This is a genomic window from Micromonospora sp. BL1 (assembly GCF_003667485.1).
Taxonomy (GTDB): domain Bacteria; phylum Actinomycetota; class Actinomycetes; order Mycobacteriales; family Micromonosporaceae; genus Micromonospora; species Micromonospora tulbaghiae.
The window spans coordinates 1-23,181 of record NZ_RCVK01000126.1; the positions used below are offsets into that span (position 1 = coordinate 1).

General features: G+C 72.7%; 22 protein-coding genes and 1 pseudogene. 3 read left to right on the forward strand and 20 right to left on the reverse strand.

Annotation, left to right across the window (positions count from 1 at the left end; genetic code table 11):
• Window positions 1-2: 2 nt before the first annotated feature.
• The 6 genes from EAD96_RS01805 to pyrR form a co-directional block, all read right to left on the reverse strand.
• A complete protein-coding gene (locus tag EAD96_RS01805; RefSeq protein ID WP_121683040.1) occupies window positions 3-1,016 on the reverse strand; it encodes a quinone-dependent dihydroorotate dehydrogenase in 1,014 nt (337 codons plus the stop codon).
• 112 nt (window positions 1,017-1,128) lie between these two features.
• A complete protein-coding gene (carB, locus tag EAD96_RS01810) occupies window positions 1,129-4,476 on the reverse strand; it encodes a carbamoyl-phosphate synthase large subunit (RefSeq protein WP_120570507.1) in 3,348 nt (1,115 codons plus the stop codon).
• On the reverse strand, window positions 4,469-5,641 hold the full coding sequence (gene carA / locus EAD96_RS01815; RefSeq protein ID WP_121683041.1) for a glutamine-hydrolyzing carbamoyl-phosphate synthase small subunit: 1,173 nt from the start codon (window positions 5,639-5,641) through the stop codon (window positions 4,469-4,471). The genes carB and carA overlap by 8 nt, the downstream gene beginning before the upstream one ends.
• Window positions 5,642-5,759: 118 nt before the next feature.
• Window positions 5,760-7,037: a dihydroorotase gene (locus EAD96_RS01820; protein WP_121683042.1), complete on the reverse strand. Its 1,278-nt coding sequence runs from the start codon at window positions 7,035-7,037 to the stop codon at window positions 5,760-5,762.
• Entirely contained in the window at window positions 7,034-7,960 is a 927-nt protein-coding gene (locus tag EAD96_RS01825) for an aspartate carbamoyltransferase catalytic subunit (protein ID WP_120570510.1), read from the reverse strand. Before EAD96_RS01825 ends, EAD96_RS01820 begins: the two co-directional genes overlap by 4 nt.
• The gene (pyrR, locus tag EAD96_RS01830) at window positions 7,957-8,541 is read right to left on the reverse strand and encodes a bifunctional pyr operon transcriptional regulator/uracil phosphoribosyltransferase PyrR (RefSeq protein ID WP_121683043.1); all 585 of its coding nucleotides are present in this window, start codon (window positions 8,539-8,541) and stop codon (window positions 7,957-7,959) included. The genes EAD96_RS01825 and pyrR overlap by 4 nt, the downstream gene beginning before the upstream one ends.
• 286 nt (window positions 8,542-8,827) lie before the next feature.
• Here pyrR and EAD96_RS01835 point away from each other — a divergent pair, with 286 nt between their 5' ends.
• Window positions 8,828-9,316, forward strand: a complete 489-nt coding sequence (locus tag EAD96_RS01835) for a transcriptional regulator (RefSeq protein WP_013285505.1) — start codon at window positions 8,828-8,830, stop codon at window positions 9,314-9,316.
• Window positions 9,317-9,377: 61 nt separating this feature from the next.
• Here EAD96_RS01835 and nusB read toward each other — a convergent pair whose 3' ends face one another.
• From nusB to aroB, 4 genes are all read right to left on the reverse strand, one after another.
• The gene (gene nusB / locus EAD96_RS01840) at window positions 9,378-9,788 is read right to left on the reverse strand and encodes a transcription antitermination factor NusB (protein ID WP_199733039.1); all 411 of its coding nucleotides are present in this window, start codon (window positions 9,786-9,788) and stop codon (window positions 9,378-9,380) included.
• 23 nt (window positions 9,789-9,811) lie between these two features.
• On the reverse strand, window positions 9,812-10,369 hold the full coding sequence (gene efp / locus EAD96_RS01845; protein WP_073827682.1) for an elongation factor P: 558 nt from the start codon (window positions 10,367-10,369) through the stop codon (window positions 9,812-9,814).
• 112 nt (window positions 10,370-10,481) lie between these two features.
• Window positions 10,482-10,922: a type II 3-dehydroquinate dehydratase gene (gene aroQ, locus EAD96_RS01850; protein WP_121683044.1), complete on the reverse strand. Its 441-nt coding sequence runs from the start codon at window positions 10,920-10,922 to the stop codon at window positions 10,482-10,484.
• Entirely contained in the window at window positions 10,919-11,995 is a 1,077-nt protein-coding gene (aroB, locus tag EAD96_RS01855; RefSeq protein ID WP_120570514.1) for a 3-dehydroquinate synthase, read from the reverse strand. The genes aroQ and aroB overlap by 4 nt, the downstream gene beginning before the upstream one ends.
• Before the next feature lie 92 nt (window positions 11,996-12,087).
• Here aroB and EAD96_RS01860 point away from each other — a divergent pair, with 92 nt between their 5' ends.
• Window positions 12,088-12,630: a DUF2243 domain-containing protein gene (locus EAD96_RS01860; protein WP_121683045.1), complete on the forward strand. Its 543-nt coding sequence runs from the start codon at window positions 12,088-12,090 to the stop codon at window positions 12,628-12,630.
• The gene (locus EAD96_RS01865; RefSeq protein ID WP_121683046.1) at window positions 12,627-13,448 is read left to right on the forward strand and encodes a cytochrome c oxidase assembly protein; all 822 of its coding nucleotides are present in this window, start codon (window positions 12,627-12,629) and stop codon (window positions 13,446-13,448) included. Before EAD96_RS01860 ends, EAD96_RS01865 begins: the two co-directional genes overlap by 4 nt.
• Window positions 13,449-13,674: 226 nt before the next feature.
• On the opposite strand, the gene EAD96_RS01870 is transcribed toward EAD96_RS01865, so the two are convergent.
• The 10 genes and pseudogenes from EAD96_RS01870 to EAD96_RS31385 all read right to left on the reverse strand — a co-directional run.
• Window positions 13,675-14,184 (reverse strand): shikimate kinase, encoded by a 510-nt coding sequence (locus tag EAD96_RS01870; protein ID WP_091424298.1) that lies wholly within the window; start codon window positions 14,182-14,184, stop codon window positions 13,675-13,677.
• A 55-nt stretch (window positions 14,185-14,239) separates the two neighbouring features.
• The gene (aroC, locus tag EAD96_RS01875) at window positions 14,240-15,418 is read right to left on the reverse strand and encodes a chorismate synthase (protein ID WP_120573850.1); all 1,179 of its coding nucleotides are present in this window, start codon (window positions 15,416-15,418) and stop codon (window positions 14,240-14,242) included.
• An 85-nt stretch (window positions 15,419-15,503) separates the two neighbouring features.
• Window positions 15,504-16,340 carry a shikimate dehydrogenase gene (locus tag EAD96_RS01880; protein WP_120570517.1) on the reverse strand — a complete coding sequence of 279 codons (837 nt, stop codon included), beginning with the start codon at window positions 16,338-16,340 and terminating at the stop codon, window positions 15,504-15,506.
• On the reverse strand, window positions 16,340-17,539 hold the full coding sequence (gene mltG, locus EAD96_RS01885) for an endolytic transglycosylase MltG (RefSeq protein WP_121683047.1): 1,200 nt from the start codon (window positions 17,537-17,539) through the stop codon (window positions 16,340-16,342). Before mltG ends, EAD96_RS01880 begins: the two co-directional genes overlap by 1 nt.
• The gene (gene ruvX, locus EAD96_RS01890; protein ID WP_121683048.1) at window positions 17,536-17,997 is read right to left on the reverse strand and encodes a Holliday junction resolvase RuvX; all 462 of its coding nucleotides are present in this window, start codon (window positions 17,995-17,997) and stop codon (window positions 17,536-17,538) included. Before ruvX ends, mltG begins: the two co-directional genes overlap by 4 nt.
• Before the next feature lie 184 nt (window positions 17,998-18,181).
• On the reverse strand, window positions 18,182-20,863 hold the full coding sequence (alaS, locus tag EAD96_RS01900) for an alanine--tRNA ligase (protein ID WP_121683050.1): 2,682 nt from the start codon (window positions 20,861-20,863) through the stop codon (window positions 18,182-18,184).
• Entirely contained in the window at window positions 20,860-21,165 is a 306-nt protein-coding gene (locus EAD96_RS01905; RefSeq protein ID WP_013285491.1) for a hypothetical protein, read from the reverse strand. The genes alaS and EAD96_RS01905 overlap by 4 nt, the downstream gene beginning before the upstream one ends.
• Window positions 21,166-21,197: 32 nt before the next feature.
• On the reverse strand, window positions 21,198-21,659 hold the full coding sequence (locus tag EAD96_RS01910; protein WP_013285490.1) for a DUF948 domain-containing protein: 462 nt from the start codon (window positions 21,657-21,659) through the stop codon (window positions 21,198-21,200).
• 146 nt (window positions 21,660-21,805) lie between these two features.
• Window positions 21,806-22,423 (reverse strand): hypothetical protein, encoded by a 618-nt coding sequence (locus tag EAD96_RS01915; RefSeq protein WP_091424570.1) that lies wholly within the window; start codon window positions 22,421-22,423, stop codon window positions 21,806-21,808.
• A gap of 275 nt (window positions 22,424-22,698) precedes the next feature.
• A pseudogene (locus EAD96_RS31385) lies at window positions 22,699-23,181 on the reverse strand (hypothetical protein); the annotation flags it as partial.

Consider the following 23,181-nt stretch of genomic DNA (forward strand, 5'->3'; position numbering starts at 1 on the left):
GGTCAGGGTCGGGTGGTCCGGGTTATGGCTCTCGTCAGGGCGGGGCCTCGGTAGATGAAGCCGGTGTAGAGCTGGAGCAGGGCGGCGCCGGCGTCGAACATGCGGGTGGCGTCGTCCGGGTGCAGGATGCCGCCCACGCCGATCACCGGCAGCCGGCCGCCGGTCTCCCGGTGCACGAAGGCGACCATCTCCCGGGCCCGGGCGGTGAGCGGCCGGCCGGACAGCCCACCGGCCTCGGCGGCGCGCCCCCGGTCGGCGGGGGCGAGCCCGTCACGGGCGAGCGTGGTGTTGGTGGCGATGATCCCGGCCGCACCCCGGTCGAGGCACACCTCCAGCAGCTCGGCCACGGCCGGCTCGGTCAGGTCCGGGGCGATCTTCACCAGCACCGGCTTCTCCCCCACCAGCGCGGCGAGCAACGCGTCCAGATGGGACCGGTCCTGAAGCGACCGCAGTCCGGGAGTGTTCGGTGAGGACACGTTCACCGCGAAGTAGTCGCCGTGCTCCTTGAGCGCCCGGTAGGAGGCGAGGTAGTCCTCGACCGCCTCGTCCAGCGGGGTCACCTTGGACTTGCCGAGCGAGATGCCCAGCGGCACGCCGAGCGGGCGCGGCAACGCGGCCAGCCGGTCCGCGAGCGCCGCCGCGCCCGCGTTGTTGAAGCCCATCCGGTTGATCACCGCTTCGCTGTCGCGCAGCCGGAACAGCCGGGGCCGGGGGTTGCCCGGCTGGGCGTGCGCGGTCACGGTGCCGACCTCGACGAAGCCGAAGCCGAGCGCCGGCCAGGCCGGCAACGCGAGTCCGTTCTTGTCCATGCCGGCCGCCAGCCCGACCGGGTTGGGGAAGCGCACCCCGAACACGGTGCGCGGCGCCGACCGGAAGTACGCCGCGCGCAGCGCGGCGAGCACGGCCGGCTGCCGCGACACCGCGGCCAGCCGCTCCAGCGTCCACTCGTGCGCACCCTCCGCGTCCCCACCCGCGAGCGAGAACAGCCGGGGCCGCACCACCTTCTCGAAGATCATGCCCCGGCCCCCCGCCCGGCCCGCCCGATCTCCCCGTTGATCATGAGGTTGGCGGCGATGTGGATCTCCATATCCGCCGCCAACCTCATGATCGACGCAGTGGGGCGGGGGGTCACTCGCCCGCCCGGAGGGCGGCGTGGAGGTCCTGCAGCGGGCGGACCTTCAGGTCGCCGTTGATCCGGGCCTCGATGCCCATGACGGCGGCGGCCGCGCCGGGCACCGTGGTGACACACGGGATGTCGGCGCTCACCGCCGCACTGCGGATCTCGTACCCGTCGGAACGGGCGCTCGCCCCGGATCCCTGCGGCGTGTTCACCACCAGCGCCACGTCCCCGCCGAGGATCAGCGAGACCGCGTCCGCGCCCTCACCCGACTCGTAGTGCTTGCGGATCTGCTCGCAGGCGATGCCGTGCCGGCGCAGCACCTCGGCCGTGCCGGTGGTGGCCACGATCTCGAAGCCCAGGTCGGCCAGGCGCTTGATCGGGAAGATCATGCCGCGCTTGTCCCGGTTGGCGACCGAGACGAAGATCTTCCCGGCGGTCGGCAGCGACCCGTACGCGGCGGCCTGCGACTTGGCGAACGCCTGACCGAAGCCGGTGTCGATGCCCATCACCTCGCCGGTGGACTTCATCTCCGGGCCGAGCAGCACGTCGATGCCCTTGCCGGACGGCGTGCGGAACCGCTTGAACGGCAGCACCGCCTCCTTGACCGCGATCGGCGCGTCGGCCGGCATGGTGCCGCCGTCGCCGGTGGGCGGCAGCATCCCCTCGGCGCGCAGCTGCGCGATCGTGGCGCCGAGCGCGATCCGGGCCGCCGCCTTGGCCAGCGGCACCGCCGTGGCCTTCGAGACGAACGGTACGGTCCGGGAGGCGCGCGGGTTGGCCTCCAGCACGTAGAGCATGTCGCCCTGCAACGCGTACTGGACGTTGAGCAGGCCGCGCACCCCGACACCGCGGGCGATCTGCTCGGTGTAGTGCCGCACCTGGGCCAGGTGCGAGCCGGCCAGCGTGATCGGCGGCAGCGCGCAGGACGAGTCGCCGGAGTGGATGCCGGCCTCCTCGATGTGCTCCATCACGCCGCCCAGGTAGACGTCGCCGTCGGCATCCACGAGCGCGTCCACGTCGATCTCGATGGCGTCGTCCAGGAACCGGTCCACCAGCACCGGGCGGTCCGGCGAGATGGCGGTGGCCCGGCCGATGTAGTCGCGCAGCGTGGCGTCGTCGTACACGATCTCCATGCCGCGCCCGCCGAGCACGTACGAGGGGCGGACCAGCACCGGGTACCCGATCTCGTCGGCGATCGTCTTCGCCTCGTCGTACGAGGTGGCCATGCCGTGCGCGGGCGCGCGCAGCCCGGCCCGGGCCAGCACCGCGCCGAACGCGCCGCGCTCCTCGGCCAGGTGGATCGACTCCGGGGAGGTGCCGACGATCGGCACGCCGGCGTTCTTGAGCCGCTGGGCCAGGCCGAGCGGGGTCTGCCCGCCGAGCTGCACGACCACCCCGATGACGCCGGGGCCGCCCGCCTCCCTGCCGGAGGTGTCCTCGGCGTGCCAGACCTCCAGCACGTCCTCGAACGTCAGCGGCTCGAAGTAGAGCCGGTCCGCGGTGTCGTAGTCGGTGGAGACGGTCTCCGGGTTGCAGTTGACCATGACGGTCTCGTAGTCCACGTCCCGGAGAGCTTGTACGGCGTGCACGCACGAATAGTCGAACTCGATGCCCTGCCCGATCCGGTTCGGCCCGGAGCCCAGGATGAGCACCTTCGGCCGGGCCGAGGGCGCCACCTCGGTCTCCGAGTCGTACGTCGAGTAGTGGTACGGCGTGGTCGCCTCGAACTCGGCCGCGCAGGTGTCCACCGTCTTGTAGACCGGCCGGACGCCGAGCCGGTGCCGCAGCGTACGGACGCCGTCCTCGGCGGCCAGCTCGGGACGCAGCGCGGCGAGCTGCCGGTCGGACAGGCCGGCCCGCTTGGCCCGGCGCAGCAGACCGGCGTCGAGCACCGGCGCGTCCACGATCTCGGCGCGCAGCTCGACCAGCGAGGCGATCTGGTCCAGGAACCACGGGTCCATGCCGCCGGACGCCTCGGACACCTCGGCGATCGACGCGCCGAGGCGCAGCGCCCGCTCGACGGTGTAGAGCCGGCCGTCGTGCGGCGTGCGCAGCGCCGCCAGCGTGTTCTCCCTGGTCGCGCCGTCGGGGTCCGGCACGGTCCAGAAGCCGGACGCCTTGGTCTCCATCGAGCGCATCGCCTTGTTCAGCGCCTCGGTGAAGTTGCGGCCCAGGCTCATCGCCTCGCCCACCGACTTCATCGTGGTGGTCAGCTCCGGGTCCGCGCCGGGGAACTTCTCGAACGCGAACCGGGGGATCTTCACCACCACGTAGTCGAGCGTCGGCTCGAACGCCGCAGGCGTCTTCAGCGTGATGTCGTTGGGGATCTCGTCGAGCGTGTAGCCGATGGCGAGCTTCGCGGCGATCTTCGCGATCGGGAAGCCGGTGGCCTTCGACGCCAGCGCCGAGGAGCGCGACACGCGCGGGTTCATCTCGATCACGACGATCCGGCCGTCGGCCGGGTTCACCGCGAACTGGATGTTGCAGCCGCCGGTGTCCACACCGACCTCGCGCAGCACCGCGATGCCGAGGTCACGCAGCCGCTGGTACTCCCGGTCGGTGAGCGTCATCGACGGGGCGACGGTGACGCTGTCGCCGGTGTGCACGCCCATCGGGTCGACGTTCTCGATCGAGCAGACCACCACCACGTTGTCGTGGCGGTCGCGCATCAGTTCGAGCTCGTACTCCTTCCAGCCGAGCACGCTCTCCTCGATGAGCACCTCGTGCACCGGGCTGGCCGCCAGGCCCGCGCCGGCGATGCGCTCCAGGTCCTCGTCGGTGTGCGCCATGCCGGAACCGAGGCCGCCCATGGTGAACGACGGCCGGATGACCACCGGCAGGCCCAGCTCGGCGACCGTCTCGCGGACCTCGTCCATCGAGTGGCAGACCCGCGACCGCGGCACCAGCGCGGACGGATCCGCCAGGCCCAGCCGTACGCCGGCCTTCGCGACGATCTCCTTGAACAGCTGCCGGTCCTCGCCCCGGTTGATCGCCTCGATGTTGGCGCCGATCAGCTCGACGCCGTACTTCTCCAGCACACCGGCCTCGTGCAGGGCGACGGCGGTGTTCAGCGCGGTCTGGCCGCCGAGCGTCGGCAGCAGCGCGTCGGGGCGCTCCTTGGCGATGACCAGCTCGACGAACTCCGGGGTGATCGGCTCGACGTACGTGGCGTCGGCGAACTCCGGGTCCGTCATGATCGTCGCCGGGTTGGAGTTGACCAGGCTGACCCGGATCCCCTCGCTGCGCAGCACCCGGCAGGCCTGGGTGCCGGAGTAGTCGAACTCGCAGGCCTGTCCGATCACGATCGGCCCGGAGCCGATCACCAGGACGTGCTTGAGGTCGGTCCGCTTAGGCATTCTCTCCGCCTTCACTGTGCTTCCGGTCGAAGCCACTGCCTTCGATCAACTCGGCGAAACGGTCGAAGAGGTAGTCCGCGTCGTGCGGGCCGGCCGCCGCCTCCGGGTGGTACTGGACGGTGAAGGCGGGCACGTCCACGGCCCGCAGCCCCTCGACCACGTTGTCGTTGAGGCAGACGTGTGACACCTGGACGGCGCCGAACTCGGTCTGGATCACCTGATCCGGCACCACAGCGCCGTCCCCGGCACCCGGCACCTGCACCGCGAAGCCGTGGTTGTGGCTGGTCACCTCGACCTTGCCGGTGGCCCGGTCGAGCACCGGCTGGTTGATGCCGCGGTGGCCGTACCCGAGCTTGTAGGTGCCGAAGCCGAGCGCCCGGCCGAGGATCTGGCTGCCGAAGCAGATGCCGAACAGCGGGATCCGCCGGGTCAGCACCTCCCGGGCCAGCGCCACCGGGCCGTCGGCGGTCGCCGGGTCACCCGGGCCGGGCGAGAAGAAGACCGCGTCCGCGCCGGTGGCGAGCAGGTCCTCGATCGTCGACCCGGCGGGCAGCACGTGGGTGGTGACGCCGCGGGCGGCGAGCCGCCGCGGCACGTTGCGCTTGATGCCCAGGTCCACCGCGGCCACCGTGAACCGGTGCTCGCCCTGCGCCTCGACGACGTACGGCTTGGCCGTGGTCACCTCCTCGGACAGGTTCGCGCCGACCATCTGCGGCGAGCGGCGCACCCGCTCCAGCAGGGCGGCCGGGTCGTCCTCGACGCTGGAGATGCCGACGCGCATCGCGCCGCGCTCCCGCAGGTGGCGGGTCAGCGCCCGGGTGTCCACGCCGCTGATGCCGACGACGCCCTCGGCGGCGAGCCGGTCCTCCAGCCCGCCGTCGGCGCGCCAGTTGGAGCTGATCCGGGCCGGGTCGCGCACCACGTACCCGGCCACCCAGATCCGGTCGGACTCGTCGTCCTCGCCGTTGACGCCGGTGTTGCCGATGTGCGGCGCGGTCTGCACCACCACCTGCCGGTGGTACGAGGGGTCGGTGAGCGTCTCCTGGTAGCCGGTCATGCCGGTGTTGAAGACCGCCTCGCCGAAGGTCTCCCCGACGCTGCCGTACGCCTCGCCGTGGAACGTGCGCCCGTCCTCCAGGACGAGAATCGCAGGACGTCGCTTCACTGTGCCCGCCTTTCGTTCGCGACTGCGGGACTCCGCTCCGCTGCGTTCCTCGCTCGGATCACTGTGTCTCCTTCGATCCGGACTGCGGGACTCCGCTCCGCTACGTTCCTCGCTCGGATCACTTGACAGCCTTTCCGTCCAGGACCGTCGGCTCGCCGCGCAGGAAGGTCGCCACGATGCGACCCGGCAGCGTCATGCGGGCGTACGGGGTGTTGCGACTACGGCTGGCCAGCTCCGCCGGTTCGATGACGCGGCGGGCGGCCGGGTCGACCAGGGTCAGGTTGGCCGGTACGCCGGGCGCCGGGTCGAGGCCGTGCCCGGCCAGCCCGGCGATCCGGGCGGGCGTGCGGGACATCCGCTCGGCGATCAGGTCCCAGCGGGGGCCGAACACGTCGAGCGCGATCGACAGCGCCGTCTCCAGGCCGAGCATGCCCGGCCGGGCGTACGCCCACTCGCACTCCTTGTCCTCCACGGCGTGCGGCGCGTGGTCGGTGGCGATGATGTCGATCACGCCCTCGGCCAGCGCCTCCCGCAGCGCGGCGATGTCGGCGGCGGTACGCAGCGGCGGGTTGACCTTGAAGACCGGGTCGTAACTCTCTGCCTTCTCGTCGGTCAGCAGCAGATGGTGCGGGGTCACCTCGGCGGTGACGCGTACCCCGCGCGCCTTGGCCTGGCGCAGCACCTCGACGCTGCCGGCGGTGGAGACATGGCAGACGTGCAGGCGGCTGCCGACGTGCTCGGCCAGCAGCACGTCCCGGGCGATGATCGCCTCCTCGGCGACGGCCGGCCAGCCGGTCAGGCCGAGGCGGGTGGACACCTCACCCTCGTGCATCTGGGCGCCCTCGGTGAGCCGGGGCTCCTCGGCGTGCTGGGCGATCACGCCGTCGAACGCCTTGACGTACTCCAGCGCCCGGCGCATCAGCCGCGGGTCGGACACGCAGTGCCCGTCGTCGGAGAAGATCCGCACCCCGGCGGCCGAGTCGGCCATCGCGCCCAGCTCGGCCAGGCGCTCGCCGGCCAGCCCGACCGTGACCGCGCCGATCGGCTGCACGTCGACCAGGCCGGCCTCCCGGCCGAGGCGCCAGACCTGCTCCACCACGCCCGCGGTGTCCGCGACCGGGGAGGTGTTCGCCATCGCGCACACCGCCGTGTAGCCGCCGAGTGCCGCCGCCCGGGAACCGGACTCGACGGTCTCGGCGTCCTCCCGGCCGGGCTCGCGCAGGTGGGTGTGCAGGTCGACCAGGCCGGGCAGCGCGACCAGGCCGGTCGCGTCGAGGACTGTGGCGTCGTCCGCAGCGAGCCCGCGGCCCGTCCCGGCCACCACGCCGTCGCGGATGAGCAGGTCGGTCGGCTCGCCGCCGACGATGCTGACGCCTGTGATGAGGTACGCGGTCACCGGTTGTTCCCTCCGAGCAGCAGGTAGAGCACGGCCATCCGCACGGAGACCCCGTTGGCGACCTGTTCGACGATGGTGGAGCGGGGCGAGTCGGCCACCTCGGGCGTGATCTCCATGCCCCGGTTCATCGGGCCCGGGTGCATGACGATCGCGTGCTCGGGCAGCCGGCGCATGCGCGGGCCGTCGAGCCCGTAGCGGCGGGCGTACTCGCGGGCCGACGGGAAGTAGGAGTCACCCATCCGCTCACGTTGCACCCGCAGCATCATCACCACGTCCACATCCGGGAGAACGGCGTCGAGGTCGTAACAGACGTCGGTGCCGGGCGCCAGGGCGGCGGCGATGTCGACCGGGATGAGCGTGGGCGGGCCGACCAGGGTGACCTTCGCGCCGAGCGTGGACAGCAGCAGCACGTTGGAGCGGGCCACCCGGGAGTGCAGCACGTCGCCGACGATCGCCACGTGCAGGCCGTCGAGCCGGCCCAGCCGGGACCGCATCGTGTACGCGTCGAGCAGCGCCTGGGTGGGGTGCTCGTGGGTGCCGTCACCGGCGTTGACCACCGACCCGTCCACCCACTCGGCGAGCCGGTGCGGGGCGCCGGAGGCGGGGTGCCGGACGACGACCGCGTCCGCGCCCATCGCCTGGAGCGTGAGCGCGGTGTCCTTCAGGCTCTCCCCCTTGGCCACGCTGGAGCCCTTGGCGGAAAAGTTGATCACATCGGCGCTGAGCCGCTTGGCCGCCGCCTCGAACGAGATCCGGGTGCGGGTGGAGTCCTCGTAGAAGAGGTTGACCACTGTGCGCCCGCGCAGCGCGGGCAGCTTCTTGACCTCGCGACCGGCCACCGTCGCCATCTCCGCGGCGGTGTCCAGGACCAGTGTGGCGGTGCCGGCGTCCAGGTCGGCGCCGGAGAGCAGGTGCCGGATCATGAGAGGGTGCCTCCGTACAGCCGTACCTCGTCGGCGCCGTCGGTCTCGGCGAGGGTGACATTGACGTTCTCGGCCAGCGCGGTGGGGATGTTCTTGCCGACGTAGTCGGCGCGGATCGGCAGCTGCCGGTGACCGCGGTCGACGAGGACCGCGAGCTGCACGGACGCCGGCCGGCCCACGTCGCTGAGCGCGTCCAGCGCGGCCCGCACGGTGCGGCCGGAGAACAGCACGTCGTCGACGAGGATCACCCGCTTGCCGTCGATCCCGCCGGTGGGCAGGTCGGTCGGGCCGACCGCGCGGGTGGCGTGCCGGCGCAGGTCGTCGCGGTAGAGCGTGATGTCGAGCACGCCGACCGGGACTGTGACGTCCTCGAAGGTGCTGATCCGGTCCGCGAGGCGGTGGGCCAGCGGCACGCCCCGGGTGGGGATGCCGAGCAGCACGGTTTCGGCGGCGCCCTGGGTCTTCTCCAGGATCTGGTGGGCGATGCGGTCGACGACCCGCGACACGTCCGCTGCGGCGAGGATCACCTTCACCGAGGGTTGTCGCGGCGGCGACGAGTGGGCAGCCGGTGGGTAGGCCACGGCGGACCTCCTTCCCCGCCTCACGGGACGGGTCGTTAAAGGACGTCTGGTCGGCTCCGGCAGGCCCGCGCGGGGCCCGGACCGGGGCTTCACGCCACGTTACCAGCGGTCACCGGGCCGCCCGCCGCCGGTCCTGACCTGCTGGTCAGCCCGGAGAAATGGGGACAAGCCACACGTGGGTGCCGGACCCGGTGGACGGCAACACTTGACCACATGTCGCAATCCCCGTACCGTCACGCTCCGTAGCGATAGCTCGGGGAACCCGAACAGCACTGGGAGTGTCCGAATGCCCTCTGAATACGCCAAGTCGCTGGGCGCCCGCCTGCGCTCCATCCGCCAGCAGCAGGGCCTGTCCCTGCAGGGGGTGGAGGAGAAGTCGAACGGGCGGTGGAAGGCCGTGGTGGTCGGCTCGTACGAGCGCGGCGACCGCGCCGTCACCGTGTCCCGCCTGGCGGAGCTGGCCGACTTCTACCGCGTTCCCGTCTCGGAGCTGCTGCCCGACGGCAGCGGGGTGCGTCACGAGCCCACCAGCAAGATCGTCCTGGACCTGGAGCGGCTCTACGACGAGGCCTCCGAGGACCTCGCGTACGTGGCCCGCTACGCGCGCGCCATCCAGCAGCAGCGCGGCGACTACAACGGCCGGGTGCTCTCGATCCGCGCCGACGACCTGCGCGCCCTCGCGATCGTCTACGACGCCTCGCCGTCGGGCCTGATCGAGCGGCTGACCGAGCACGGCGTGCTGGTCGCCGACCCGCGGGCGTTCTTCGCGTCCTGACACCCCGTACGACCGAAAGGGCCCGTGCCTACCGGCACGGGCCCTTCGTCGTCGTGGCGCGTCAGCGCGAGGCGTACTCGGCGATCCGGCCGAGGATGCCGTTGAGGAAGCGGGGCGAGTCGTCGGTCGACATCTGCCGGGCCAGCTCCACGGCCTCGCTGATCGCCACCGCGTCGTCGATCTCGTCGACGTAGAGCAGCTCGTACACGGCGATCCGGGCCAGGTTGCGGTCGACCACCGGCATGCGCTCCAGCGTCCATCCCTCGGCGTAGCTGGCGATCGTCTCGTCGATCCGGTCGAGGTGCGCCGCCACGCCCTCGACCAGCCCGACCGCGTAGCCGAGGTGGTCGGGGCGGGGCTGCTCGATCCGTTCCAGGTAACCGGCGAGCACCTCGACCGGCGGGCGGTCCCGCAGATCGGCCTCGAAGAGCACGTCCAGCGCCCGCTTGCGCGCCTTGCGGCGCGCCGGCATCTGCTGCTTGGGGCCCTCGGCCATCAGGCTCGGCCGAGGTAACGGCCGTCGCGGGTGTCGACCTTGATCTTCTCACCGGTGGTGATGAACAGCGGCACCTGCACGGTCGCGCCCGTCTCGACGGTGGCCGGCTTGTTGCCGCCGGTCGACCGGTCGCCCTGCAGGCCCGGCTCGGTGTAGGTGACCTCGAGCACGACCGAGGTCGGCAGCTCGATGTACAGCGGCACGCTCTCGTGGGTGGCGACGGTCGCCTCGGCCTCGGGGAGGAGGTAGTTGGCGGCCTCGCCGACGGTGGCGCCGGGGACGGTGATCTGGTCGAACGTCTCCAGATCCATGAAGACGTAGTCCTCGCCGTCGGCGTAGAGGTATTGCATGGTGCGCTTGTCCACGGTCGCGGTCTCGACCTTGGTGCCCGCGTTGAAGGTCTTGTCGACCACCTTGCCGGACAGCACGTTCTTCAGCGTGGTGCGCACGAAGGCACCACCCTTACCGGGCTTGACGTGCTGGAACTCGACGACGGCCCACAGCTCGCCGTCCAGGTTGAGTACCAGGCCGTTCTTCAGGTCGTTGGTGGTGGCCATTTCCTGCCTTGATCATCAATTGGCGGACAGACCGTCCAAGTCTACTCGCCCTGTCGAATCGGACTCGCGCCACGGAACGGACCGGGCAGGAGCGCCGCCGGGCGGGACCGGCTCAGGCGCCTGCGACAAGCCGGGCGGCCAGGTGGTGCAGCGCCAGCCGGTAGCCGTCCACGCCCAGGCCGCAGATCACCCCGGTGGCCACCGCGGAGACCACCGAGTGGTGCCGGAACTCCTCCCGGGCGTGGATGTTGGAGATGTGCACCTCGACCAGCGGGCCGCGCAGCATGGCACAGGCGTCCCGCACCGCGATCGAGTAGTGCGACCAGGCGGCCGGGTTGAGCACCACCGCCGCCGCCTCGTCGGCCGCCTCGTGCAACCAGGCGAGCATCTCGTGCTCGGCGTCGGTCTGCCGGACCACCACGTCCAGGCCCAGCTCCCGGCCGTGCCGCTCGCAGTCGGCCACGAGCTGGGCGTAGCTGGTCACCCCGTACACGTCGACCTGGCGGGTGCCGAGCCGGCCCAGGTTCGGCCCGTTCAGCACGTACACCCTCACGAGCTGATCTCCGCGTACGCGGCGGCGAGCAGGTCGTCCGGCGGCGCCTCCAGGATCGCCGGGCGGGCGAGCCCGTCGAGCACCACGAACCGCAGCCGGCTGCCCCGGGCCTTCTTGTCCACCCGCATCGCGGCCAGCAGCTCCGGCCAGGCGTCGGCCCGGTAGCCGGTGGGCAGGTCGAGCGCGGCCAGCACCCGGCGGTGCCGCTCCGCGTCGGCCGCGTCGAGCCGGCCGGCGAGCCGGGCCAGCGTGGCGGCGTAGACCAGGCCGACCGCCACGGCGTGACCGTGCCGCCAGCGGTAGCCCTCCACCTTCTCGATTGCGTGCGCCAGCGTGTGCCCGTAGTTCAGCACCTCGCGTACCCCGGATTCGCGCAGGTCCCCGGCGACCACGTCGGCCTTCACGCGGACCGCGCGCTCGACCAGTTCCCGCAGCACCGGCCCGGCCGGGTCCAGCGCGGCGGCCGGATCGCGCTCAACCAGGTCGAGGATGACCGGGTCGGCGATGAACCCGCACTTGACCACCTCGGCCATCCCGGCGGCCAGGTCGGCCGGGGGCAGGCTGTCCAGCGTCGCCAGGTCGGCCAGCACGCCGGCCGGCGGGTGGAACGCGCCGACCAGGTTCTTGCCGGCGGCCGTGTTGATGCCGGTCTTGCCGCCCACGGCGGCGTCGACCATGCCGAGCAGCGACGTCGCGACCGGCACCCAGCGCACGCCGCGCAGCCAGGTGGCCGCGACGAACCCGGCCAGGTCGGTGACCGCGCCTCCGCCCACCCCGACCACCGCGTCGGTACGGGTGAACCCGGCGTCGCCGAGCCGGTCCCAGCAGGCCGCCGCCACGTCGACGTGCTTGCCCGCCTCCGCGTCCGGCACCTCGATCAGCAGCGGCGTCACACCGCCCTCGCGGACGCCGTCGGCGAGCTTGTCGGCGAGCGCCTTGAGCGGCGGCGCGTGCAGGAAGGCCACCCGCTCGGCGCCGGGCAGCAGCCGGGGCGGCGGGTCCAGCAGGTCACGTCCCACGAGCACGTCGTACGGCCGCTCGCCGCCGACCGGGATCCGGGTCACCTCGTCCATCGCGGGCAGCCTAGTCCAGCGCGCCGCCCCCGCGCGGCCGTTGTCCACTGGCTGGGTGTTTGCCCGGCCGCAGGGCGGGTAGGGCGGCCGGAATGAGTGAGACGACCGCACACACGACCCGCCCGGAGTCCGCGACGAGCATCCGGCTGCCCGCCACGATCCTCGGCGTCGGGCTCGGCGGCTTCGTCGACGGCATCGTCCTGCACCAGGTCCTCCAGTGGCACCACCTGCTCAGCAGCACCGGCAGCGACCGGATCGGCGTCCGGGAGTACCCGGTGGACACGGTGCCCGGATTGCAGATGAACACGCTGTGGGACGGCCTGTTCCACGTGGTCACCTGGGTGGCGGTGCTGACCGGCCTGGCCCTGCTCTACTCCCGTGTCACCCACTCCCGGGGCCGGCTGTGGCGCTCGCCGATGCTGTGGGGCTGGGCGCTCATCGGCTGGGGCCTGTTCAACCTGGTCGAGGGCGTCATCGACCACCACCTGCTCGGCATCCACCACGTGCGCAGCGGCCCGAACCAGCTCTGGTGGGACCTCGGGTTCCTGGCCCTCGGCGTGGTGCTGATCGCTGTGGGCTGGGCGATCCAGCGCCGCGCCCGCGCCGTCGACCTCTGCGCGCCGGAGCGCCGGTGACAGTGGCCCACGCCGGGCACGCCGCCGGCGGCTTCCCGGCCACCGCGCTGATCCCGGTGGCGTTGTTCTGGGCGTACCTGGCCGCCGCGCTGCGGCTGCGCGACCCGGGCGGGCCGGGCTGGCCGCACGCCCGCACCGCGAGCTTCGGGCTGGGCGCGCTGCTGCTGACGGCCGGGCTGCTGTGGCCGGCCGGGGACTTCGTCGGGCACATGTGGCAGCACCTGCTGATCGGCATGCTCGCGCCGCTGGCGCTGGTGCTCGGCGCCCCGGTCACGCTGCTGCTGCGCACGCTGGACCGGCGTACCGGCCGGAGGCTGGTCCACCTGCTGCGGCATCCGGTCGCGCGGGTGCTCGGCCACCCGGTGACCGGGCTGCTGCTCACCGCGGGCGGGCTCTGGCTGCTCTACCTCACCCCGCTGTACCGGGCCACGCTGGACAGCCCGGCCCTGCACACGCTGGTGAACCTGCACTTCCTGCTCAGCGGCTGCCTGTTCGCCTGGTCGATCGCCGGTCCGGACCCGGGACCGCACCGCCCCCGCGTACCGGTCCGGCTGGTGGTGATCGGGTTCGGGGTGGCCGCGCACGCCACCATCGCCCAGCTGCTCTACGCCGGGCTGTTCGTCGACGTGCCCGCCACCGCCGCCGAGCTGCGGGCCGGCGCCACGCTCATGTACTACCTCGGCGACCTGGCCGAGATCGCGCTGGCGCTGGCGCTGCTGGCCACCTGGCGGCCCGAACCGGCCCGGCGCCGCCGCGCGCGGAGCCCTCGCCGCCGGGCCGGACGCCGGACGGCCGGGACCGCTGCGGCCAACGCCTGACCGTCCACCCTCGCGCCGGCACGCCTTCTCACTCGCCCATGGCGTTCCACCGACCGACGGCACGCGCCTCGACTGGAACACCACGAGTGCCACAACCCTCGGGAGACACCCACACCGTTCCACCCACCGACGGCATCCACTCCGGCTGGAACGCCATGGGTGCCACAAAGCTCACGAGATACCCACGGCGTTCCAGAGGGAGCCGGGTGTGGCTGGGCGGGGCGGGTCAGGGCTTGAGCAGCGCGGCGATCTCCGCGGCCAACTCCTGCGGCGTACGCCCGTCGGTGACCACGGTCGCGGTCGCCACCTCGGCGTAGAGCGGGCGGCGCTGGTCCATCAGATGCTTGAGCGTGGCGCGCGGGTTCAGCGCGAGCAGCGGCCGACCGGCGCCGAGACCGACCCGCTTGAGCGCGTCGGGCAGCTCCACCGACAGGTGCACCACCGTGTGGCCGATCAGCGCGGCCCGGTTCTCCTCGGCCAGGACCGCGCCGCCGCCGAGCGCGAGCACACCCGCGTGCGACGCGAGCGCCGCCGCCACGGCGGCCCGTTCGAGGGTACGGAAGTGCTCCTCCCCCTCGTCCACGAAGATCTCCGGGATCGGCTTGCCGGCGAGGTTCTCGATGTCGGCGTCGGTGTCCCGGAAGCCGACGCCGAGCGCCTCGGCGAGCGCCGTGCCGACTGTGGTCTTGCCGGAGCCGGGCGCACCGACCAGCACGCAGACCGGCCGGGTGCTCATCGTTGCCACCTCTCGTTCGCGACTGCGGGACTCCGCTGCGCTGCGTTCCTCGCGCTCACCGGACCACCAGGCTGTCGAGGTAACCGGCCAGGTTGCGGCGCATCTCGACGACCGAGTCGCCACCGAACTTCTCCACCGCCGCCTCGGCCAGCACCAGCGCGACCATCGCCTCGGCCACCACCGCCGCCGCCGGCACCGCGCACACGTCCGAGCGCTGGTTGATGGCGGTGGCCGGCTCGCCGGTGGTCACGTCGATCGTCGCGAGCGCCCGGTTCAGCGACGAGATCGGCTTCATGGCCGCCTTCACCCGCAGCGGCTCACCCGTGGTGATGCCGCCCTCCAAGCCGCCGGCCCGGTCGGTGATCCGCCGCACCCCGGTCGCGGTGGGCACGATCTCGTCGTGCGCCTCCGAGCCGCGGGAACGCGCCTGCTGCCAGCCGTCGCCGATCTCCACACCCTTGATCGCCTGGATCGACATGAGCGCGGTGGCGAGGCGGGCGTCGAGCTTGCGGTCCCACTGCACGTGGCTGCCCAGGCCCGGCGGTACCCCGTACGCGAGCACCTCGACCACGCCGCCGAGCGTGTCGGCGGCCTTCTTCGCGGCGTCGACCTCGGCGACCATCCGGGCGCTGGCCTCGGCGTCGAGGCAGCGCAGCGGGTCGGCGTCGATGCGCGCGGCATCCTCCGGGGTGGGGCGCAGACCCGGCTTGACCGCCACCGGACCCAGCTCGACCACGTGGGAGACGATCTCGACGCCGAGCGCCTGACGCACGAGCGCCTTGGCGACGGTGCCCACCGCGACCCGGGCAGCGGTCTCCCGGGCGCTGGCGCGTTCCAGGATCGGCCGGGCGTCGGTGTGCCCGTACTTCTGCATGCCGGCCAGGTCGGCGTGACCCGGGCGGGGACGGGTCAGCGGCGCGTTGCGGGCCTGGCTCGCCAGCTCCTCCGGGTCGACCGGGTCGGCGGCCATCACGGTGCGCCACTTGGGCCACTCGGAGTTGCCGACCCGGATCGCCACCGGGCTGCCCAGCGTCACGCCGTGCCGGAGCCCGCCGATGATCTCGACCTCGTCCTGCTCGAACGACATCCGGGCGCCCCGGCCGTAGCCGAGCCGGCGCCGGGCCAGTTCGCCGGAGATCTCCCCGGTGGTCACCTCGATGCCGGCGGGTACGCCCTCCAGCATCGCGACGAGGGCGGGTCCGTGCGATTCACCTGCAGTCAGCCAGCGCAACACGACGGTCAGTCTGTCACGCCCGGTGGTCACCGGCGTACGCCGCCCGCCGCGTCCCGCCCTGCGGACGGGCCCGTCCGCGCGCCGGTCACACCGATCCGGCGCCGGCCCGTTCCCGTGCCAGGGCGTCGGCCATCGCGGCGCGTGGCGCGGTGACGCCGGTGAACTGCTCGAACTGGCCGAACGCCTGGGCCAGCAGCAGGTCCAGCCCGGAGACCACCCGGCATCCGGCGGCCAGCGCCGCCGCCGCGAGCGGCGTGGGCCACGGGTCGTAGACCACGTCGAAGAAGACGGACTCGGGCCGCCAGTCGAAGTTGTCGGCGAGCGGGTCGGCGACGCCCTTCGGCACCGTGGAGATCACCAGGTCGGCGCGGGCGTGGGCGGGCGCGCCGTCCCACTCGGCGCCGGCGAGCGGCACGCCGGCCGCCTCCGCGACCGGGCGCAGCTCGTCGACCGCCTCCGGGCGGCGGGCCACCACTGTCACCTCCGCGGCCCCGATCCGGGCCGCCGCCGCGATCGCGGCCCGGGCCGTGCCGCCCGCGCCGAGCACGGTGACGACCGCCCCGGCCACGCAGCCGGCACCGGTGAGCACCTCGACCATGCCGGTGACGTCGGTGTTGTCGGCATACCAGGTGCCGTCGGGCCGGCGTACCAACGTGTTGGCGGCGCCGACCGCGGCGGCGACCGGCGAGACCTCGTCGGCCAGCGCGAGCGCCGCCTCCTTGCCGGGCATGGTCACCGACAGCCCGGCCCACTCCGGGCCGAGGCCCGCGACCAGGCCGGGCAGGTCGTCGGCGCCGGCTTCGATCCGGGTGTACGACCAGCCGGTCAGCCCGGCCGCCGCGTACCCGGCGGTGTGGATCACCGGGGAGAGCGAGTGGGCGATCGGCTTGCCGACAACAGCGGCGCGGCGGGGATCGCCCATCAGATGATCCCGGCCTCCTTGGCCTTCCGCTCGTTGCGCAGCTGCTCGTCGTAGGTCTCGGCGAACGCGGAGCGGCCGTCCTTGCTGATCGCCACGAAGTAGAGCCACTTGCCCGGCGGCGGGCTCAGCGCGCCCTCCAGCGCCTCCTTGCCCGGGTTGTTGATCGGCGACGGGACCAGCCCGCGCAGCTTGCGGTTGTACGGGTTCTTCGGGTCGTCCAGCTCGGCGGCGGTCATGTCCTTGGACGCCTTGGTCTTCTGTCCGGTCAGCTCCAGGTAGTAGTTGACGGTGACGTCCATCTCCAGGCAGTTGCAGGGGAACTCCCCGAAGACCCGGTTGTACGCGACCCGGGCGACCTTGCCCAGGTCGGCCTTGTTGCCGGCCTCGGCCTGCGCGAGCGACGCGACGATCAGCGCCTCGTACGGGGTGATGCCGCCGCGGTCCTTCTGCACCTTCTCGGCGTACTGCATGCCGGAGGTGACGGTGAGGAAGTTGTCCACCATCAGCTTGAGCACCGTCTCGGCGGTCGCCTTCGGCGGGATCTCGTAGGTGTCCGGGAACAGGAATCCCTCGACCGACGGCTTGACCTTCTTGCCGTCGGAGCGCTTGAACCACCAGTCCGGGACGCCGAGCGCCTCCGGGTCCTTCGCCGCCGCCTCGAAGTCCTTGACCGGGATGTCGGTCTTCTCGGAGAGCCGCTTGTAGACCGTCTTCGCGGTGAGGCCCTCGGGGATGGTGATGCCGTTGACGATCTTGTTCTTGAGGTCCAGCAGCGCCACGACCGCCGCGTCACCGCTCATCTGCTTGCGCAGCTTGTACGTGCCGGGCTGGATGTTCTTGCTGCGCGAGTTCTCCTCGGCGGCCTCGATGAACGCCTTGGTGCTCTTCACCACGTCGGCGGCGACGAGCGCGTCGGCCATGTCGGCGATCAGCGCGCCCTGCTTGATCTCGACTGTCACCTCGCCGGTGCCGGAGCCGTCGTAGTCGGGGGTGACGAAGTAGTTCTGGACCCGGTCGAAGCCGTAGAAGGCGCCGCCGCCGATGCCGCCGAGCAGAACCAGGGCGAGCGCGAGGGCGAGCAGGGTCTTGCCCCGGCCGCCGCCGGACTTGCCCTGGCGCCGGCGTACCGCGCCGCGCCGGTGCCGGCCCTTCTCCCCCCTGTCCTGCTCGTCGAAGCCCAGATCAAGATCGTCGATCATTGCGTCCGCCTCCGCTGTGCGTCCAGCCAGCTCTGCAGAATCTCCACCGCGGCAGCCTGGTCGACCACCGCTCGTTGGCGCTTTCCCCGGACGCCCCGTTCGGCCAGCCTACGACTCGCGACGACGGTAGACATCCTCTCGTCCGTCAGCGTCACCGGAATCGGCCTCATTACATCAGCCAAACGGCTGGCATATGCTGATACGTTCACCGCCGCGGGGCCGTGTTTTCCGGCGAGGTTGACCGGCAGCCCGACCACGATCCCCACCGCCTCGTGCTCGGCGGCGAGCCGGACCAGCTCGGCCATGTCGGCGGGCACCGCGTCCGGTTCGGCCGTCAGATCGCGGGCCAGCGTGACCAGCGGCGTGGCGAGGATGCCGTGCGGGTCGCAGCGGGCCACCCCCACCCGGACCTGACCGACGTCGACACCCAGCCGGACGCCACGGGACAGCTCGTTCACGAGCGGACACCTCCCCGCCGGTACGGGCCAGGGCGGACCGGGTGGCCCGCCCTGGCGTCGATCGTTGCGCTCATGCCGTGCCGACTGTGCATGCCCTCACGGCCCTCGCTCCGCTCGGTGCGTTCGCTCATGCCGTGCCGACTGTGCATGCCCTCACGGCCCTCGCTCCGCTCGGTGCGTTCGCTCATGCCGCGTCGGCGACCGCCCGCTCGACGGTGACCAGCAGGTTCGGCGCCTCCGTCGCGGGCAGCCCGCCGCCCTGGGCCAGGTCGTCGCTGCCGCCGCCCCGGCCGGAGAACGCGGCCTTGACCAGGTCCTTCGCGCTCAGGCCCCGGCCCCGGGCGGCCTGGTTGACAGCCACCACGAGAGACGCCTTGCCGTTGGCCCGGGCGGCCACCGCGACCACCGCCGGGCGGGCCGCGTCGATCCGGCCCCGGATCTCCTGGGCGAGGGTCCGCACGTCGTTGGCCGCCGCGCCCTCCGGCGCCTCGGTGCCGACGTACGCGACGCCGCGCACGTCCTTCGCCTGCGCCGCCAGGGCACCGGCCCCGCCGAGCACGAGCTGGGCGCGCAGCTTCTCCAGTTCCTTCTCCGCGTCGCGCAGCTGGGTGACGGTCTGCTCCACCCGGTCGGCGACCTGCTCCCCCGGCACCCGGAACAGCTCGGCCAGCCGGGACACCAGCAGGTGCTCGCGGGCCAGGAAGCCGAACGCGTCCATGCCGACGAGCGCCTCGATCCGGCGTACTCCGGAACCCACCGACGCCTCGGAGAGGATCTTCACCAGGCCGAGCTGGGCGGAGCGGGCCACGTGCGTGCCGCCGCACAGCTCACGGGCGTAGTCGCCGACCTCGACGACCCGGACCCGCTCGCCGTACTTCTCGCCGAACAGGGCCATCGCCCCGATCCGGCGGGCCTCCTCCTGGCTGGTGACGAACGCGTGCACCTCCAGGTCGGCCAGCAGCACCTCGTTGACCTGCTGCTCGACGTCGTGCAGCACGCTCGGCGCCACACCCGTCGGGGTGTTGAAGTCGAACCGCAGCCGGCCCGGCGCGTTGAGCGAACCCGCCTGGGTCGCCGACTCGCCGAGGAAGTTGCGCATCGTCTGGTGCACCAGGTGCGTCGCCGTGTGCGAGCGGGAGATGGCCCGGCGGCGGGACACGTCGATCTCGGCGTACCCGGTCTCGCCGGAGCGCACCTCGCCGCGCACCACCTTGGCCCGGTGCACGATCAGGCCGGGCACCGGCTGCTGCACGTCGAAGACCTCGACCTGGCCGCCGCCGACGGTGATGAGCCCCTGGTCGGGCTGCTGGCCGCCGCCCTCGGCGTAGAACGGGGTGGTGTCGAGCACCAGCTCGATCGTGTCCCCCTCGACAGCCGCCGACACGGTGGCGCCGCCGGACAGCAGCGCGCGCACCCGGGACTCCCGGCTCAGCTCGGTGTAGCCGGTGAACTCCACCGGCCCGCCGCCGTCGAGCACCGACCGGTACGCCGACACGTCGGTGTGCCCGGTCTTGCGCGCCTGCGCGTCGGCCTTGGCCCGGCTGCGCTGGTCGGCCATCAGCCGGCGGAAGCCCTCCGCGTCGACCTGCAAGCCCTGCTCGGCCGCGATCTCCAGGGTCAGGTCGATCGGGAAGCCGTACGTGTCGTGCAGCTGGAACGCCTTGTCACCGGAGAGCGCCGCCTTGCCGGCCGACTTGGTCTCGGCGATGGCGGTGTCCAGGATCGTGGTGCCGGCACGCAGCGTGGCCAGGAACGCGTCCTCCTCGGCGTACGCGTACTGGGAGATCCGGCCGAAGTCCTCGGCCAGCTCCGGGTACGACGGCGCCATGCAGTCGCGGGCCACCGGCAGCAGTTCCGGCAGCGCCCGGTCCTGGTAGCCCAGCAGCCGCACCGCCCGGATCGCCCGGCGCATGATCCGCCGCAGCACGTAACCCCGGCCCTCGTTCGACGGGGTCACGCCGTCGCCGATGAGCATCAGCGAGGTGCGCACGTGGTCGGCGATCACCCGGAGCCGTACGTCGTCCGGGTGCGACTCGTTCGCCGCGTGGCCGGAGTGCACGCCGTAGCGCTTGCCGGTCAGCTCGGCGGCCTTGTCCAGGATCGGGCGGACCTCGTCGATCTCGTAGAGGTTGTCCACGCCCTGCAGGAGCGAGGCCATCCGCTCCAGGCCCATGCCGGTGTCGATGTTCTTCGCCGGCAGGTCACCGAGGATCGGGAAGTCCTCCTTGCCGACGCCCGGACCCCGCTCGAACTGCATGAAGACGAGGTTCCAGAACTCCAGGTAGCGGTCCTCGTCGACCTCCGGGCCGCCCTCGCGGCCGTAGGCCGGGCCGCGGTCGTAGTACAGCTCGGAGCACGGGCCGCACGGGCCGGGGATGCCCATCGACCAGAAGTTGTCGGCCTTGCCCCGGCGCACGATCCGCTCGGCCGGCACGCCGGTGGCGCGCCAGATGTCGTACGCCTCGTCGTCGTCCAGGTAGACGGTGGCCCAGATCCGCTCCGGGTCCAGCCCGAAGCCGCCCGCCTCGACCGGCTTGGTGGCCAGGTCCCAGGCGAGCGGGATCGCACCGGACTTGAAGTAGTCACCGAAGGAGAAGTTGCCGTTCATCTGGAAGAACGTGCCGTGCCGGCTGGTCTTGCCGACCTCGTCGATGTCCGGCGTCCGGATGCACTTCTGCACGCTCGTCGCCCGCGCGTACGGCGGGCTCTGCTGGCCCAGGAAATAGGGCACGAACTGCACCATGCCCGCGTTGATGAACAGCAGGTTCGGGTCGCTGATGGCGGGCAGCGGAGCGGACGGCACCACGGTGTGCCCGTTCGCCTCGAAGTGGGCGAGGAACCGCCGCTTGATCTCCGCCGTCTTCATCGCTGGTGGTCCTCCGGGAAAATCTCTCGGTCACCGATCCGCGGGTCCTCCCGCAGCTCGGCGAACTGGTCGTCGTACACCTCGCCGCGGGCGAAGGCCTCGTGGATCTCCTGCTCACGCTCGGCCATGCCGACCCGGACGTCGTCCACGAACGCCCGCAGCGACTCGACCAGACCGCCGGCGGACTCGGACAGCCCGCTGGCGATGCCGGCCGGGGTGTACGCCTGCGCGGTCCGGGTGGCCTTGCGCACCACCAGGACGCCCACGGCCAGCCCGATGCCCAGCCAGAACAACCGCCTCATGTTCTCATCCTTCCCGCGTACGCCGGTCGGGGTCAGCGGTTGCCGCGCTTGGCGGCGCGACGCTGCTGCTTGATGGTGTCGCGCACCTCGCGCTCGGTCTCGGCGTGCCGGCGGGCGGAGGCGGCCCGGCGCACGCCGTACCCGAACGCGGCCACCTTGACCAGCGGGTTCGCGGCGGCGGCGGAGACCACGGTGGCCAGGTTCGCCACGTTCGCGGTGACGTTCTGCGCGTGGCTGGTCATGGTGTCCACCTTGGCGAGCTGCAGGTTCACCCCGTCCAGCGAGGTCTGCACCTGCTCCAGCGCCACGTTGACGTTCTTCACCGTGGTGTTCACGTCGCCGAGCAGCGGCGCGGTGCGCTCGTTCACGTCGGTGATCATGCGGGTCGTCGCGTCCACGGTGTGCCGCAGCCGCAGGATCGGCACCGCCAGCACGAGCACCAGCATCAGGAACGCGCCGGCCGCGATCAGCGCAGCGATCTCTCCACCACTCACGCGAAAGTCCTCCTCAAGCAGTGTCCCGGGACCCGACGCCCCGGAACGCGCGACCGTACCTACCCACTTCGCGCCACGCCGACCCGGTCACCGGGCGCGGACGGGCGTGCCAGCCCCAGACCCTACCGTCCGTGATGAAAGTCGGCTCACGACGGTGAGGGGGTCGCCTCGCCCAGCGGGTCGTCGGTCAGGGTCGGGTACGGATCCTCACCGGTGAGTGACGGATCGGTGGTCGGTGTCGGTCCGGTGCGCTCGTCGTCGATCGCGTTGCGCACCTTCACCGACACCAACGAGCCGGTGCACTCCGCCGCTGCGGGCGTGGCCGGTGCGGTCGGCGCGGGCGCCCCGTCCACCGGCGGGGGCGTGCAGGTGCGGTCCCGTACCCACAGATCGAGCGTCAGTTCGTCCCGGCGCCAGCAGGTGTAGCTACCCGGGACCTTCTCGTCCGGGCAGCGGTCGACCTTCCAGCGCCGCCACCCGTCCCCGGTCAGCGCCTTCTCGTAGACCGCGACGGTCTCCTTCCACCCCTGCTCCGACTCGACGGAACGTTCACGCAGGCGGCAGTCCTGGAGGCACCAGCGGCTGCCGCTGACGTTGTCGACGGTGTTGCTCTGCGCCCAGGCGGGCACGGCGAGCGCGTCGAGGGTGTCGAAGACCGGGTCGCGGCTGAGCGTCCGCATCCCGAAGTACAGCGGCACCGCGCCGAGCAGCACGAGGCTGACCAGGGCGAGGATGCCCAGCCGCAGCCGGGTGCGCTCGCGCATCTGCCGGCGCAGCTCGGACCGGGCGCCGCGCAGGCCCCCGGCCTCCGCGCCGCTGTCTTCCGGTCCGGGACCGCCGGGCCGTGGCGCGCCGCCCGCTGCGGGCCGTGGCCCCGCGGGCTCCCCCGGGGGTACGACCACAGCCGCCCGGGCCGTCGCCGGTGTCGCCGCGTTGCCCGGTCCGGGCCGGTCCGGCTCCGGTCCGGGTGGCGTCGCACGTCCGGCGCTCCGCTCGTCCGGCGCGACCGGGCGGGCCACACCGGCTGCCGCGCGGGCGGTCACCGGCGCGCCGGGCGGCACCGGGCCGTCGCCTGCCGGCCCTCGGGCGCCGTGTGCCACCGGCGGACGGGGCCCGGCACCGGGCCGGGTGTCGTCGGGGCGTGCCATCCCGCGTCCGTCGCCACCGGGTCCGGCCGGACCGCCACCGGGGCGGCCGGCACCGACCGGCACCCCACCGGTGCGCTCGACGTCGCCACGCGGACCGGGACCGGCCGGACCCGCCGGGCCGCCACCGGGGCGGCCACCGTCGGCGGGAATCCCGCCCGTGCGATCGAGGTCGCCACGCGGACCCGGGCGGGCCGGGCCGGCCGGACCCGTCGGAGCACCACCGGGACGGCCACCACCCGCGGGAATCCCGCCCGTGCGATCGAGGTCGCCGCGCGGACCCGGACCGGCCGGGCCGGGAGCGGGCGCGACACCGGGGCGCGCCGCGCCGCGGGCCGGACCGGGCCCACCGCGCGACGGGTCGGACGGCTGGGACC

What these genes read in the sequence shown, in the direction of transcription:
- mltG (WP_121683047.1), bottom strand. Translation starts at nt 17,539, where the DNA reads ATGATCGACGATCTTGATCTGGGCTTCGACGAGCAGGACAGGGGGGAG.
- EAD96_RS01860 (WP_121683045.1), top strand. Translation starts at nt 12,088, where the DNA reads ATGAGTGAGACGACCGCACACACGACCCGCCCGGAGTCCGCGACGAGC.
- EAD96_RS01915 (WP_091424570.1), bottom strand. Translation starts at nt 22,423, where the DNA reads ATGCGCGAGCGCACCCGGCTGCGGCTGGGCATCCTCGCCCTGGTCAGC.
- aroB (WP_120570514.1), bottom strand. Translation starts at nt 11,995, where the DNA reads ATGGACGAGGTGACCCGGATCCCGGTCGGCGGCGAGCGGCCGTACGAC.
- nusB (WP_199733039.1), bottom strand. Translation starts at nt 9,788, where the DNA reads ATGCCGGCGCGCCGCAAGGCGCGCAAGCGGGCGCTGGACGTGCTCTTC.
- EAD96_RS01825 (WP_120570510.1), bottom strand. Translation starts at nt 7,960, where the DNA reads ATGATCCGGCACCTGCTCTCCGGCGCCGACCTGGACGCCGGCACCGCC.
- EAD96_RS01905 (WP_013285491.1), bottom strand. Translation starts at nt 21,165, where the DNA reads ATGAGGCGGTTGTTCTGGCTGGGCATCGGGCTGGCCGTGGGCGTCCTG.
- efp (WP_073827682.1), bottom strand. Translation starts at nt 10,369, where the DNA reads ATGGCCACCACCAACGACCTGAAGAACGGCCTGGTACTCAACCTGGAC.
- EAD96_RS01880 (WP_120570517.1), bottom strand. Translation starts at nt 16,340, where the DNA reads ATGGGCGATCCCCGCCGCGCCGCTGTTGTCGGCAAGCCGATCGCCCAC.
- EAD96_RS01805 (WP_121683040.1), bottom strand. Translation starts at nt 1,016, where the DNA reads ATGATCTTCGAGAAGGTGGTGCGGCCCCGGCTGTTCTCGCTCGCGGGT.
- carB (WP_120570507.1), bottom strand. Translation starts at nt 4,476, where the DNA reads ATGCCTAAGCGGACCGACCTCAAGCACGTCCTGGTGATCGGCTCCGGG.
- EAD96_RS01835 (WP_013285505.1), top strand. Translation starts at nt 8,828, where the DNA reads ATGCCCTCTGAATACGCCAAGTCGCTGGGCGCCCGCCTGCGCTCCATC.
- EAD96_RS01870 (WP_091424298.1), bottom strand. Translation starts at nt 14,184, where the DNA reads ATGAGCACCCGGCCGGTCTGCGTGCTGGTCGGTGCGCCCGGCTCCGGC.
- alaS (WP_121683050.1), bottom strand. Translation starts at nt 20,863, where the DNA reads ATGAAGACGGCGGAGATCAAGCGGCGGTTCCTCGCCCACTTCGAGGCG.